This window comes from Novosphingobium sp. BL-S-32 (assembly GCF_056857055.1).
Genome location: NZ_CM166476.1, coordinates 1,770,406 through 1,783,765, shown reverse-complemented (window position 1 = coordinate 1,783,765; position 13,360 = coordinate 1,770,406). Strand labels below are relative to the sequence as shown.

General features: G+C 67.1%; 11 protein-coding genes. 7 read left to right on the top strand and 4 right to left on the bottom strand.

Annotated elements, in window-relative coordinates; genetic code table 11:
- The first annotated feature begins 71 nt into the window (after positions 1-71).
- Positions 72-1,418: a TldD/PmbA family protein gene (locus AC1VVK_RS08210; RefSeq protein WP_482905073.1), complete on the top strand. Its 1,347-nt coding sequence runs from the start codon at positions 72-74 to the stop codon at positions 1,416-1,418.
- A gap of 5 nt (positions 1,419-1,423) precedes the next feature.
- Here the strand turns inward: AC1VVK_RS08210 and AC1VVK_RS08205 are convergent, their stop codons facing one another.
- Positions 1,424-3,991 carry a DUF3772 domain-containing protein gene (locus AC1VVK_RS08205; protein WP_482905137.1) on the bottom strand — a complete coding sequence of 856 codons (2,568 nt, stop codon included), beginning with the start codon at positions 3,989-3,991 and terminating at the stop codon, positions 1,424-1,426.
- A gap of 59 nt (positions 3,992-4,050) precedes the next feature.
- Positions 4,051-4,536: an META domain-containing protein gene (locus tag AC1VVK_RS08200; protein ID WP_482905072.1), complete on the bottom strand. Its 486-nt coding sequence runs from the start codon at positions 4,534-4,536 to the stop codon at positions 4,051-4,053.
- Between the two features lie 221 nt (positions 4,537-4,757).
- Here AC1VVK_RS08200 and AC1VVK_RS08195 point away from each other — a divergent pair, with 221 nt between their 5' ends.
- Entirely contained in the window at positions 4,758-5,864 is a 1,107-nt protein-coding gene (locus tag AC1VVK_RS08195) for a TauD/TfdA family dioxygenase (RefSeq protein WP_482905071.1), read from the top strand.
- A gap of 285 nt (positions 5,865-6,149) precedes the next feature.
- On the opposite strand, the gene AC1VVK_RS08190 is transcribed toward AC1VVK_RS08195, so the two are convergent.
- Together AC1VVK_RS08190 and AC1VVK_RS08185 are read right to left on the bottom strand one after the other, a co-directional pair.
- Positions 6,150-6,827 carry a cysteine hydrolase family protein gene (locus AC1VVK_RS08190; protein WP_482905070.1) on the bottom strand — a complete coding sequence of 226 codons (678 nt, stop codon included), beginning with the start codon at positions 6,825-6,827 and terminating at the stop codon, positions 6,150-6,152.
- Entirely contained in the window at positions 6,827-7,657 is an 831-nt protein-coding gene (locus tag AC1VVK_RS08185) for an oxidoreductase (protein ID WP_482905069.1), read from the bottom strand. Before AC1VVK_RS08185 ends, AC1VVK_RS08190 begins: the two co-directional genes overlap by 1 nt.
- A 219-nt stretch (positions 7,658-7,876) precedes the next feature.
- Here AC1VVK_RS08185 and AC1VVK_RS08180 point away from each other — a divergent pair, with 219 nt between their 5' ends.
- From AC1VVK_RS08180 to AC1VVK_RS08160, 5 genes are read left to right on the top strand one after another with little or no spacing between them, the layout of a single operon-like run.
- Positions 7,877-8,815 carry a ribokinase gene (locus AC1VVK_RS08180; protein WP_482905068.1) on the top strand — a complete coding sequence of 313 codons (939 nt, stop codon included), beginning with the start codon at positions 7,877-7,879 and terminating at the stop codon, positions 8,813-8,815.
- Positions 8,816-8,855: 40 nt separating this feature from the next.
- A complete protein-coding gene (locus tag AC1VVK_RS08175) occupies positions 8,856-9,980 on the top strand; it encodes an LLM class flavin-dependent oxidoreductase (RefSeq protein ID WP_482905067.1) in 1,125 nt (374 codons plus the stop codon).
- A gap of 4 nt (positions 9,981-9,984) precedes the next feature.
- Positions 9,985-10,641, top strand: a complete 657-nt coding sequence (locus AC1VVK_RS08170) for a cysteine hydrolase family protein (protein WP_482905066.1) — start codon at positions 9,985-9,987, stop codon at positions 10,639-10,641.
- A gap of 2 nt (positions 10,642-10,643) precedes the next feature.
- The gene (locus tag AC1VVK_RS08165) at positions 10,644-11,876 is read left to right on the top strand and encodes an MFS transporter (RefSeq protein ID WP_482905065.1); all 1,233 of its coding nucleotides are present in this window, start codon (positions 10,644-10,646) and stop codon (positions 11,874-11,876) included.
- Positions 11,848-13,290, top strand: a complete 1,443-nt coding sequence (locus AC1VVK_RS08160) for a zinc-binding metallopeptidase family protein (protein WP_482905064.1) — start codon at positions 11,848-11,850, stop codon at positions 13,288-13,290. The genes AC1VVK_RS08165 and AC1VVK_RS08160 overlap by 29 nt, the downstream gene beginning before the upstream one ends.
- The last annotated feature ends 70 nt before the right edge of the window (positions 13,291-13,360 follow it).

Below are 13,360 nucleotides of genomic sequence, written 5' to 3'. Positions count from 1 at the left end.
GATAGAGACGCCTAGTTCTGCCCGCACCCGCGCGCCCATCGGCGCGTCGTGGCAGTGGAGATCGACGCAGAATGCTCACCCCCGATGAAGCGCTCGACCGCGCGCAGGCGCTTGTCGAGCGCGCACGCCGTGCCGGTGCCGATGCCGCCGATGCGGCCTATGGCGCCAGTTCGTCGGAGGGGATTCAGGTTCGCCTCGGCAAGCTGGAAGATGTCGAGCGGTCGGAGAGCGAGCATATCTCGCTGCGGCTGTTCGTCGGCCGCCGCTCGGCCAGCATCGGATCGAGCGATCTTTCGCCGCAAGCGCTGGACGAACTGGCGACGCGCGCGCTGGCAATGGCGCGCAGCGCGCCCGAGGATGCCTATGCCGGGCTGGCGCCGTCGGACCGGCTGTCGTCCGCGCCCTGGCCGGACCTTGACCTTGTCGACAGGCACGAACCCGGCCCGCAGGACTTGCGCGCCATGGCAGAGGAGGCCGAGGAGGCCGCCCGCGCCGTGACCGGGGTCACCAATTCGGACGGCGCCACCGCCAGCTCGGGCGGCGGCGTGATCGCGCTGGCCACCAGCCATGGTTTCGGCGGGGCCTATGCCTCTACCAGCCACTCGGTCAGCGTCTCGGTCGTCGCCGGGGAGGGCGCGGGCAAGCAGCGCGACAGCGACTGGCGCGCGGCGCATCACTTGTCCGACCTGCCGGGACCGGCTTCGATCGGCACCGTTGCCGGCGAACGCGCGGTGGCGCGGCTTGCGCCGGGGAAGCTGCACAGCGGGCCGATGCCGGTGGTGCTGGACCCGCGCGTCGGCGGCACGCTGGTCGGCCATCTGATCGGTGCGATGTCCGGCAGTGCGATTGCCCGCCGCTCCAGCTTCCTGCTTGACCGGCTGGGCGAGGCGATCTTCGCCTCCGGCGTGACCATTGCCGAGGATCCGCTGCGGCGGCGCGGGCTGCGTTCGCGGCCCTTCGACGGCGAGGGTCTTGCCACCTGTGCGCGTAATCTTGTCGAGGATGGGCGCCTGACCGGCTGGCTGCTGGAAAGCGCCTCTGCCCGCCAGCTTGGCCTTGAGCCCACCGGCCACGCGGCGCGGGGCGGCAACGGGGCGCCGGGCGTTTCGGTCGGCAATCTCGACATGCTGCCCGGCACGCTCTCGCCCGCCGAACTCATGGCCGACATTCGCGACGGGGTCTATGTGACCGAGCTGATCGGGCAGGGCGTCAATGGCGTGACCGGCGATTACAGCCGGGGTGCTTCGGGCTTCCGGATCGTCAATGGCGAGATCGCGGGCCCGGTTGCCGAATTCACTGTGGCGGGCAACCTGCTCGCCATGTTCGCGGCGCTCATTCCCGCCAACGACCTTGTGCAGGATCGCGCGATCAACGTGCCGACGCTGCGGATCGACGGGATGATCGTGGCGGGCGACTGATTTCTTCAGTCGTCGGTTTTGGGAGCTTCTTCCGGCGCCGGTTGGTTTTGGGGAATCTCGCCGGGACGAAGCTCCCCATGGACGTGCACGTCCATCTGCGGGAACGGGATCTCGATCCCCTCTTCCGCGAACCGGCGGGCGATGTCGAAGCGGATCGTCGATGCCGTGCCCGAGCCGTCGGTGGCGTCACGCACGAAGACCAGCAGCCGCATCTGCATCGCGTTTTCGGCAAAGGCGTCGAGCGTGACGCTCGGCTCGGGATAGATCAGCACGCCCTCCTGCGCCTTGGCGATCTCGATCAGCACGCGGCGCACCTTTTCCAGATCCGACCCGTAAGCCACGTTGATCGGCACCACCACGCGCGCCAGCCGCTCGCCAAGGCTGAGGTTCTTCACGCTGCCGGTGATGAGCTGCGAGTTCGGGATGATGATCTGGTGCCGGTCGAAGCTCTCAAGATGCGTTGAGCGGACGGAGACCTTGCGCACAATGCCCGAATAGGTCCCCACCTCGATCCAGTCGCCCTCGCGGATCGGGCGCTCTACCAGCAGGATCACGCCGCTGGTGAAGTTCTCGACCGTCGATTGCAGGCCGAAACCCAGGCCGACCGAAAGCGCAGTGGCAATGAAGGCCAGGCTGGTGAGGTCCAGCCCGGTGCTGGCCACCGCAATGGCTGCCGCCGCGACCACGCCGACATAGCCGATGATCGTCACGATCGAGGCCTGTGAGCCGCGGTCGATCTCGAACTGCGGCAGGATCGTGAGGTTGACGATGCGCTGGATCCAGCGCGTGGCGATGTAGCCGCCGAAGAAGACGGCGGCGAACGTCAGGATGTCTCCGGCCGAGACATTGACGTTGCCGAAGGTCACGCCGGTGCGCAGCGTGACGAGGGCGTCGCCGATCTCGCGGCTGTTGTAGCCCCAGGTGATCGCCAGCAGCGGCAGGACCGAGATGGTCAGCGCGATGCCCGCCAGCATCGGCACGAAGTGGATGCTGGCGCGGTAGTGCCTGAGCCCGCCCTCGGCGAGCAGGCCGACGATCAGCGAGACCAGCCGGTGGAGGAAGATGGCAATGGCGATGATCGCCACCGAGACCACGAGGTCGGAGAAGATCTCACGCGCGAGCACGATGTAGCCGATGACGGCCGCCAGCGCGCAACCGGCCGCCAGCAGCATCAGGATCTTGCCCAGCGGCGCGGTGAAGTCGAGCGGGTCGCCCATCGGGCGGCGGGGGCCGGTGTGATGGACCCGCGCCTCGTGGCCCTGGCCTTCGTCGTCAGGCTCCCGGTCGCGTCCCTTGTCGATCAGGAGCGCGAACCGCCAGACCAGCGCGCCGCCGCAGATCAGCAGGAGCGCGGAGAGAAATTCGATCACGGTGATCGCGAAGAAGCCGCGGTCCTCGATCCCCTCGATTATCACTTCAAGGGCAAGGACAATGCCGAGCAGCCGGACCGTGCCCACCGCCCGGTCCACCAGTTCGGGGCGCAGCCGCACCAGTCGCAGCTCGTGGAACGGCGATTGCAGCGTGCTTTTCGCCAGCCACTGGGCAATCGCCACCACCAGCGCGGCCAGCAGCAACAGCACGCTGAGCGCGGCCAGCGTCTCGTCATCCACGAACGGGCGCATGAGCACGGCAAAGGCCACGACCGAGCAGCCGATGGCGAAGAACAGGACGATGGCGGCGATCACGTCCTCGAACACGATCAGGATCAGCCGCCGCGTTGCCTGCTGCGTGGCGTGCTGCCTTTGCGCGAAGCGGAGGCGGAAGATGCGCAGCAGCCGGATCGAGGCAAACGGCCCCAGCAGCACCAGCCCCGCCACGGCCAGCAGCCGCATCGCGAAGTGGCCCGGCGTATCCTGGGCGATGCCTTTCGCGCCCTCACGCGCGGCGATGTCGATCCCTTCGCGCACGTCGCCCGCAACATCGACCCACAGGCGCGGATCGAGGATCGATTGGGTGCGTTCGCGCCGCCGGTCCCGCTCCATCGTGGCGATCCGCTCATCGAGTTCGGAGACCAGCGTCGCGGCGCGCGCCTGCGCCTCGCGGGCATCGAGCACCGGGGCAAGCTTGACCGAGAGCTGGCCGTCCAGCTCCTTGCGGCGTGCGGTGATGGCGGTCGGTTCGGTCTTGCCCTCGGCCGGGGCGGGGCCGAGCGCGGTGATCTGGGCCTGGATGATGCGCGCGTCGAGATTGCTGGCGTCGGCGATCTGCCGGGCGCGGTCCCGGTCGGCCGCGAGGCGGTCGCGCAGTTTGCCGAGCCGGTGAACCTCCTCGTAGTCGTAGTGTCCCAGCGGCTTGCCCAGCGCGACTTCCGCATCGGCGGCGGCGGCATTGAAGTTGGCCAGCGTTTCGGGATCGACGAGCGGCGGGTGGTCGGCCGGGAGCGCCGCCGGAGCGGGGGTGGGAGAGGCGGCAGGTTCAGGTGACGCGGTGGGAGAGGGGCTGGCGGCCTGAAAGGGAAGCGCCAGCGGGCGCATCGCCGCCCGCGCGGGGCCTCCCGAAACGCCGGCAGTCAGCACTGCGATCAGCGCGAGCAATACCAGCGCGCCATATCGCCAAGGGCCGCGATGCGCCATCACCGGTCTGCCCTCGTCGGCGTGTTCAGGTTCAAGTCGTTCCCCCGGAATGCTCCGCCTCAGGGTTGGAGCGGGGCGAATTCGAAGATGCCGCTATCCATCTTGAGCGCAAGGAAAAGATGCCCGTTCCGCAGCGTATAACTGGCGACTTCGGACAGGCGCGCGGACATCATCTGCCCGATGTCGGGCTGCTCGCACATGGCGCGGGTGGTGGCGATCGGGCCGATCACCAGCGTTCCGCCCTCCGGCCCGCTGTCGCGGGTGGTCCAGCTGGTGCGGCCGCGATTGCAGTCAAGCTGCATGGCGAGCGCGCCGTCGGCGCCGAATTCGAGTGTGTAGACGCGCCCTTCGCCCGGCTTCGTGGTGCCCTGCGCGTCGTCCATCGACTGGAAGCCGACGAGTTGCCACTTGGTCGAAGCCAGCCCTGCGGTCGTCGCGGCAGCGGGCGGGGAAGCCGTCGTGCCGGAGGAGGAAGAAGTCTGGCAACCGCCAAGAACCAGAACCGTCGCCAGCGCAGCACAGGAAAGAAGGGGTATCCGCTTCATGGGCATGCTCCTCTATCGGAGCGGCAGTCTACGGCGGGGAGGCCGGGGCGGGCAAGTGCGCTTGTTCCTTGGAAACACTGAACCGAAAGAAAATTTCGGTGCGGCCGGTCGCCCCGGTTCGCGGACCGAAAAGCTTTCGGACATGGCGCGACAAGTCGCGGGCGGCTTGAGGACCTAGAACGGGCCTGTACCCGATGCCGTTCAATGAAGGACCTGAAAGCATGGCCAGCTCCGCCACCACCTCTGCTCCCAACGCGGGCGAGGTTGTCCCGCCCGTCACCACCGCCGCCGCCTGGCGCGGGGATCGGCTCGCCGGGAGCGACGAGTGGATCTACATGCTGTCCGACGCGCAAGTTGCCGAACTGGAAGTGCTCGGCACGCGCTTTCTGTCCGAAAACCCGGATCTGCGTACCGTCACGGCCGAGGAATATCCGCTGGTCGCCTGCGCCGATGCGGTGAAGTCGTGGGGCGAGGATGTCGATTACGGGCGCGGCTTCGTGCTGGTGCGCGGCCTGCGCACCCAGCTCTATTCGGACGCACTGTCGAACGCGATCTACTACGTGCTCGGCCTGCACATGGGCGATCCGATCCGCCAGAACGAGATGGGCGACCTGATCGATCACGTCTATGCCACCAGCGACAAGACCATGGACGATCCGACCGCGCTGTCCTCCAAGGTGCGCGACAAGCTGGTCTATCACTCGGACAGTTCGGACATCGTGGCGCTCATGTGCCTGCGTCCGGCCAAGGAGGGCGGGCTTTCGTGCCTCGTCTCTGGCGCGGAGATCTACAACGAGATCCTGCGCCGCCGCCCGGATCTGGCGCCGCTGCTGCTGGAGCCGTTCCATTGGGACTGGCGCCGGCAGGACCACAATGCGCCTTCGGACACTTACACTTCGCCCATCGTCAGCCTCGTCGACGGGGTGTTCTCGATGTACGCGGGTTCGCTCTACATCCTCACCGCGCAGGAATATGAGGGCGTGCCCAAGCTGAGCTCCGAGCAGATCGAGGTGCTCGAACTCTTCGACACGATTACCTACGAAGAGGGCATGGCGATCGAGATGGATTTCCGCCCCGGCGACATCCAATGGCTTTCCAACTACGCCGCGCTTCATGCCCGCACCACGTTCTGGGATTGGCCCGAGCCGCAGCGCAAGCGGCACTTGCTGCGGTTGTGGCTGAGCCGTGATGCCGGGCGTCCGGTGGTGGACGGGTTCGGCAAGAACGGCGTGGTGCAGGTGCGTCAGGCCCCGCGCGACGGGCAGGCCGAGCATCCCGATGCGCATTTCGATGTGTTCTCGGTTTCGGTGCCGCGTTTGATGAGTTGAGGGTTGGGGGGCAAAACTGCCCCCTCCTAACCCTACCTTCGTCATTGCGAGCGTAGCGAAGCAATCTAGAGCCGCGTAAACTGCCCCTGGATTGCTTCGCTGCGCTCGCAGGGACGAGAGGATGGTTATGGCGATGCAGGGAGGCACTGCCGCCACGCCCAAGACACAAAACTCCGTCGTCCCCGCGAAGGCGGGGACCCCGCTTTTCTTGGTGTATGACGCAAGGCAGCGGGGCCCCCGCCTTCGCGGGGGCGACGGGATTCTTTTCGGAGGGAGCGAGCCGGACTAAGCCGGGGCTTCCATTGAAAGCATCTCCAGCACCTCATCCGAACTACGCACATCGGCGAAATTCAGCCGCAGGTTCATCAGCGCGGCATTGTGTTCCTCATCGGTCACCGCTGCGCAGGCGTCGCTGACGACGATCACTTTCCAGCCGCGCATGTTCGCTTCGCGCGCGGTGGATTCCACGCAGACATTGGTGAGCGTGCCGGTCAGCACCAGCGTCTCCGTACCAAGTTCCCGCAGTGCCTTTTCCAACGCCTGTTCCGGGCAGCAAAAGGCACTGTAGCGGTACTTGTCGAGCACCAGATCGCCAGCCTCGCGCGCCATTGCCGGGTCAAGATCGTGCGAAGCTGCCTCCGGTCGCAGCGCCGCAATCGCACGCGCCACGAAGGGATCGGAGCGGTCGTACTGCCACTGCGGCATCGCCAGCGGCGGCGCGTCGCTGGTGGTCTGGCGCATCCAGATCACCGTGCCGCCCGCCTGTCGCATTGCCGTGGCAAGGGCGTTGCACGGCACAATGGCGTCGCGGGCATGGGCATTGCCGAAGACTTCGCCCTCGCCCACGAACGCCGCCTGCATATCGATCACCACCAGCGTGGTGGTCCGGGGATCGAGCGAGGGGAAGGCGTTGTAACCCCGTCCCCGCGCCACCGCCCAATCGGGCAGCACGGTCTTGTGCATCAGGCCGGTTCGAAGGCGGTGGAGAGCGACAGGGCTTCCCACTCGCGCATCTGCTTGCCCACGAATTCGAGTTGATCGCCCGCGTAATGCAGTGCGTCTTCGCCGAGGAACAGGTGCAGCGGCGGCTCGGCGGCGTCGAGCGCGGTCAGAATCGCCGCGGCTCCGCGTGCCGGATCGCCCTTTTCCTTGCCCGCCCCTTCGGTAAGGCTGCGGCGTGCGAAGTGGGCGACGTCCTCGTAGTCGGCGATATCGGCCTCGGCAATTTTCAGGCCCGCCGCCGCAAACCCTGTGCGGAAGCCGCCGGGCGCGACATTGGTGACGCGGATGTTCATCGGTGCCACTTCCTGCGCCAGAGTCTGGCCCACGCACTCCATCGCATACTTGCTGGCGCCGTAGAGCGCCGTGCCCGCCCAGGGCGCATGGCCGCTGACCGAAGTGATGTTGACGACATGGCCCGCCCGCCGCGCCCGCATATAGGGCAGCAGCACGCGCAGCATGCGCAGCGGGGCGAAGAGGTTCACGTCGAACAGCGCCTTGGCCTCTTCGATGGAGACTTCCTCGATCGCGCCGATCAGCCCGTAGCCGGCATTGTTGACCAGCCGGTCGATGCCGCCGGTGATCTCCTCCGCCTTGGCGACAGCGGCCTTTACCGAGGCTTCGTCGGTCAGATCGACCGAAAGCGCATGGGCGCGGCCGGGGGCGAGCGCCTCGAACTCAGGGTCGCTGTCCTTGCGGGTAGTGCCGACGACGGTGTCCCCGCGTGCGAGCGCGGCTTCGGCAAGAGCGCGGCCAAGGCCTCCGCCGATGCCGGTGATGAGCCAGGTGGTCATAATTCGCGTGTCTCCCGAAAGGCCAAGGCGTAGAGTGTGCGGCAAAGTTAGATCGCACGCGCGCGAAGGCTCTTGGCGCTGGAACCCGCAATTATTGTGCGGGGACGCACAGCGCTTGCGCACGCTTGACCCCGCCCGACGCGCCATGCTGCACCCGATGTTGCACTTGCAAAACGCAGCCCTTTTCGGGGGCGGTTCGGCCTCAGCGGAGCGACAGTCTTGGCAGTTCACATCGTCGGTTCGATCAATCTTGATATCATCACCTCGCTCGATCGCCTGCCTGTGCCCGGCGAGACGGTCATGGCCAAGGCGACGGCCCGATTGCCCGGCGGGAAGGGTGCCAATCAGGCGGTCGCCGCCGCGCGCATGGGGGCGAAAACGCGCATGGTGGGCGCGGTGGGCGAAGACGATGCCGGGCGCTGGATGCGCGACCGGCTGGCGCGCGACGGGATCGCGGTCTCCGGCGTGATTGCCTTGCCGGGCGTGGAGACCGGCACGGCCTATATCGCCGTCGATGCCGAGGGGGAGAACCAGATCGTCGTCGTCAGCGGCGCCAATGCGCGGCTTACCTCTCCCGCGCCGGTGAACGAGGGCGTGCTGCTGGCTCAACTGGAAGTGCCGGTCGGCGCGCTGCTGCCGGTATTCCGCAATTCGACGTGCATCCGCATCCTCAATGCGGCCCCAGCGGTGCAGGCGGCGGATGTGCTGCTCGATCATGTCGACTTGCTGGTGGTAAACCAGACCGAACTCGCTGCTTTCGCCTGCTGCGGGCCGGTCGACGCGCTGCCCGCCGTGGTGCGGGAGGCGCGCAGTCTAATCCGGCACGCCGATCAGGCGGTGGTCGTCACGCTGGGCGCGCGCGGATCGGTGGCGGTGAAGAAGGACTGGGACATCCACGTCCCTGCCGTGCCGGTAATTCCGGTCGATACCGTGGGCGCGGGGGACAGTTTCTGCGGTGCTCTTGCGGCGCTGCTGGACGAAGGGCGCAGCCTTGCCGAAGCGCTGCCCTGGGCCAGCGCGGCGGCGGCGCTTTGTACCTTGGGACAGGGCGCGGCCCCATCCATGCCGATGCGCGCGGCGGTGGCCGATCTGCTGTCCGGGGCGGCAACAGAACATGCGCCGCCGATCAAGAACCGGGCGGGCGTTGCCTTAGGCTGATCTCAGGACAGCACCGAACAAGAATTTGCAGAGGACTGAGATGAACCCGCATCCGCTGACACCCTTTGGCCTTCCCTCCGACAACGGCGGCAAGGACCTTGGTCTGTTCCTGCCGGTCGCCAACGGCGGCTGGATCCTGTCGAAGAACAAGCCGGAGCTGGACGGCTCTTACGCCTACAACCGCCAGTGCGCGCTGCTGGCCGAGCAGGCCGGCATGGACTTCATCATGTCCATGTCGAAGTTCCGGGGCTACGGCGGCGAGACCAGGCACTGGGATTCCTCGCTCGATCCGATCGTGCTGATGGCGGCGCTTTCCGAAGTGACGAAGAAGACGCGGATCGTCACCACCCTGCACACGCTGCTGCAGAACCCGGCGGTGGCGGCCAAGATGATGGCGACTCTGCAGCAGGTAAGCGGCGGCCGCGCGGGCCTGAACGTCGTGACTGGTTCCTACAAGGGTGAGTTCGCGCAGATGGGCGCCTGGCCCGAGCATGTGAATCACGATCAGCGCTATGACCTCGCCTACGAATGGGTGCGCGCGGTGAAGGCGCTGTGGAGCGACGAATCCGTCACCATGCACGGCGATTACGTGACGCTGGACGATTGCGAATCCTGGCCGAAGCCGGAGCAGCGCCCGTTCCTCGTCTGCGCCGGATCGTCCGAGATCGGCATGCGCCTGACGTCCGAGGAAATGGACGCGATCTTCCTTTCGGGCGGCACCGGGGCGGAGCTTTCCAAGAACAGCGACCGCGCCAAGACCATCGCCGCCGAATATGGCCGCAATATCCGTACTTATTCGATGATGACGCTGGTGATCGGCGACAGCGACGATGCCGCCAAGGCCACCGCGCAGCACTATGCCGCCGGGCTGGACGAAGAGGCGTTGGCGGGCATGATGCGCGCTTACGGCTTCCTGGACGCAGAGATCGGCAAGGAGAACGACTTCACCCGCAAGGCGCGCAGCTCGTTCATGTCCGCCCAGATCGTCGGCAGCGCCAAGAGCGTGACCGATCAGGTGGGCGACTTGCTCGAAGCCTCCGGCACCGACGGGCTGATGCTGATCTTCGACGATTACATCAAGAGCCTGCCGATCTTCGGCGCGGAAATCCTGCCCGCCTTGCGTGAGCGGTTCCCCGACAAGGTTGCAGTCGCGGTGGAGGGCTAACCCGATGCCGCTGCGCGCCGAAGATCTGCCTCATGTGGATGCCGCCGCCCTTGCGGGCATGATCGATCCGCAGACGACCGCGCTGGTGGTCGTCGACATTCAGGTCGATTTCGCGGCGCCACAGGGTCTGTTGGGCCGCTATGGGGTCGATCTCTCGCCCGCTGAGGCGGCGATCGACAATTGCGAGAAGCTGGTGGCGGCGGCGCGCGGCGTCGGGGCCACAGTGGCGCTGATGCGCGTCGTCACCAGCGCCGAAACCGACTCGCGCGCGCTGAAGACCCTGATGGTCCGGCGCGGGCAGCCGGGGGGCGAGGCGATCTGCCGCGTCGCGGACGGCGGGGCCGATTACTACCGGATCTTCCCTGAGGAAGGCGATATCGAGATCGCCAAGCTGCTCTACGACAGCTTCCACGGCACCGATTTCGACGCCCAACTGCGCGCGCGCGGTATCCAGACTCTGGTGATCTGCGGCCTCTCCACCGATTGCTGCGTGGACCAGACGGCGCGCTCTGCCTTCCATCACGATTACGACGTGTTCCTCGTCTCCGACGCCAGCGCCGCCTACGAGCCGGGGCTGCACGAAAGCTCGCTTTCGGCGATGGAGAAGAACTGCGTCCTGCTGACCACGACCGATGCGGCCGTGAAGGCCTGGGGCGCTTGAGCTTGGCCGGTGCTTTGAAAGGCTCGAAAGGGGGCGTGCTGTTCGCCTGCACGCTGGGCAATTCGGTGAGCGTGACGCCCGCCGTCCATGCCGTTTTCGGGCTGTTTCTGGTACCGCTGACCGAGGCTTTCGGCTGGAGCCGCGCCAGCGTTTCGGGCGTGCTGGGCATTCTGGCGCTGGTGGGCGCGATCACATACCCGCTGATCGGCCGCTACGTGGACAAGGCCGGGGCGCGCAAGACGTTGCTGATCGGTGTGTTCGGCCTTTCGCTCTCGATCGCGGCGCTGGCGCTCAACAGCGGCAGCCTCGTGCAGTTCTATGCGACCTTCACCGTGCTCGCGGTGTTCGGGGCGATGGCGGGTACGCCGATCTTCCAGAAAGTGATCGCCGACTGGTTCGACGAGAATCGCGGCACGGCGCTGGGGATCAGCGCGGGCGGCGGTTGTGGCATCGGCTCGGTGGTGCTGCCGGTGCTGGCCGCCGTGCTGGTGCAGACATGGGGCTGGCGCGCGGGCTATCTGGGCATCAGCGCCTTCATGCTGGTGATCGCGCTGCCGCTGCTGGTCCTCTTGCTGCGCGACCGTGCCGCCGTGGCCGGTGCCGAAGCGGCCGTCGAGCGTGAGGGCATGACCTTGGGCGAAGCGGCGCAGACGCCGATGTTCTGGCTGATCCTGATCGCGCTGGCGGCGGGCGCGGGCGGCACTACGGCGGTGTTCAGCCATGTCGTGCCGATCCTTTCCGACCGGGGCTTTTCGGTGACGACCGGCACAGCGGTAGTCAGCGTCTTCGCGCTCGTCACTTCCGGCTGGCAGATCGCCACCGGCCGCATCATGGACAAGATCCAGACCCCGCGCGTGGCGGTGCCGATGTATCTGATGGCGGTGGTCGGCCTCGTGCTGCTGGAAACCGCGCAGGGCATGCCGCTGCTGATCGTTGGCGGGGCGCTGCTGGGCATCGGCCTTGGCGGCCAGTTCGGCGCGCTGCCCTATTTCATCGCCCGCTACTTCGGCACGCGGCATTTCGGATCGGTGATCGGCGCCATGTATTCGGCGGTGATCGCCGCGCAGGGGACGACGCCGATCCTGCTCGACCTCGTATTCGACGCGCGCCGCTCCTATCGCCCGGCGCTGGTCGGCGTTGGCGCGGCGCTGCTGGCAGGCGCGCTGCTGCTCATGCTGTTGCCGCGTTATGGCCGCGAGGCGGAGGGTGAAGCCCTCTTCGCTGCCGGTCACTGATTTCAAACGGAGCCTGACTTTGGCCGATATGCCCGATCCCGTTCCCGCTTTCGCCGATCCCGCCAAGGCACCTTATGCCGTGTCGGAGGACGAGCGCGCCGCCATCGCCGCAGCCATCGATACCGACGAACTGGTCGAACTGGCGCTGACGCTCGGCAACATCCCCAGCCGCTCGCGCGAGGAACTGGCGGCGGCCGAATTCGTCCATGACTGGATGGCGAAGGAAGGCTTCAAGCCGCGCAAGGTCGGCGCCACGCCGGAACGGCCCAATGTGATCGGCGAATACGGCGGAACCGGACGCGGCGCGAACCTGCTGTTCACCGCGCATCTCGACACCGAAAGCCCCAGCGGCATGCGTGAGCATGACAAGTTCCGCTATCGCGATTCCACGCTGGCCGATCCCGAATGGACCCAGTGCTGGCTGGACGAGGAAGGCCGCCTGCGCGGCTATCCGGTCAGCAACGATCGCGGGCCGATGTCGTGCTTCCTGATCGCCGCCAAGGCGCTGCGCAAGGCCGGCATCGGCCTGTCCGGCAAGACCTGGCTCACCGCCTGCCCGGGCGAGATCGGGCCGGAACCGATCGAGGAATTCTCCGGCATCGGCTGGAACGGCAAGGATATCGGCGCGCATTATCTGTTCCACCACGGCGGCGTCGCGCCCGACTATGCGATTGCGGCCGAGGGGACCGACTTCGGCCTGACATGGCAGGGCTGCGGCTATGCGCTCTACCGCGTGCGGATCTTCGGGCAGGGCGTGTTCTCGCCGATCCTCGACGCGCCCACCGATCCGCGCCGCCACCCGAACCCGATCTACCGCCTTGGCCCGGTGATCGACGCACTCCACGCCTGGGGCCTGCAGTTCGAGCGCGATTCGATCATGGAGACCGCCAGCGGCGCGATCCATCCCAAAGTCCAGATCGCGTCGGTACGCGGCGGGATGCCGATCGATTTCGGCGCGGGGACGGAGGTCTGTGCGCTCTACATCGACGTTTCGCTGAACCCGCGCCAGAAGGCGGCAGACGCCTATCACGGCATCATGGACGCCATGCGCGGCGTGGATGTGGAGGCTTTCGACGTGGAGCCGGTGGTCGTGCGCCACGGTTTCGAGGCGCGGCCGTCCGAAGTCGCGCCGCTGGTCGGCGCGGTCGATGCCGCCACCCGGCTGGCGCGCGGCGCGGCGGTGGAGCCGGCGCACCCGGTCTATTCCAGCATGTGGCGCGATCACAACGTGTTCAACATGCACCGCGTGCCCGCCGTCACCACCGGCATGCCGCGCTGGCGGCCGACCGGCGCAGACATGGCCTCCAGCGCGCTGGTCTACGCCCTGACGATGCTTGCCGTCTGCGGCCGGGGCGAGGCGCCGGTGGAGCAGGTGGGAACCAGCGTTTACGGCAACGAGACGCCCTTCGACTAAGATATACGCTGCCCTTGCCGAGGGGCGGGAGGCTCGATACACCTTCCGTCATAAGGTCGCCAAAGTACGA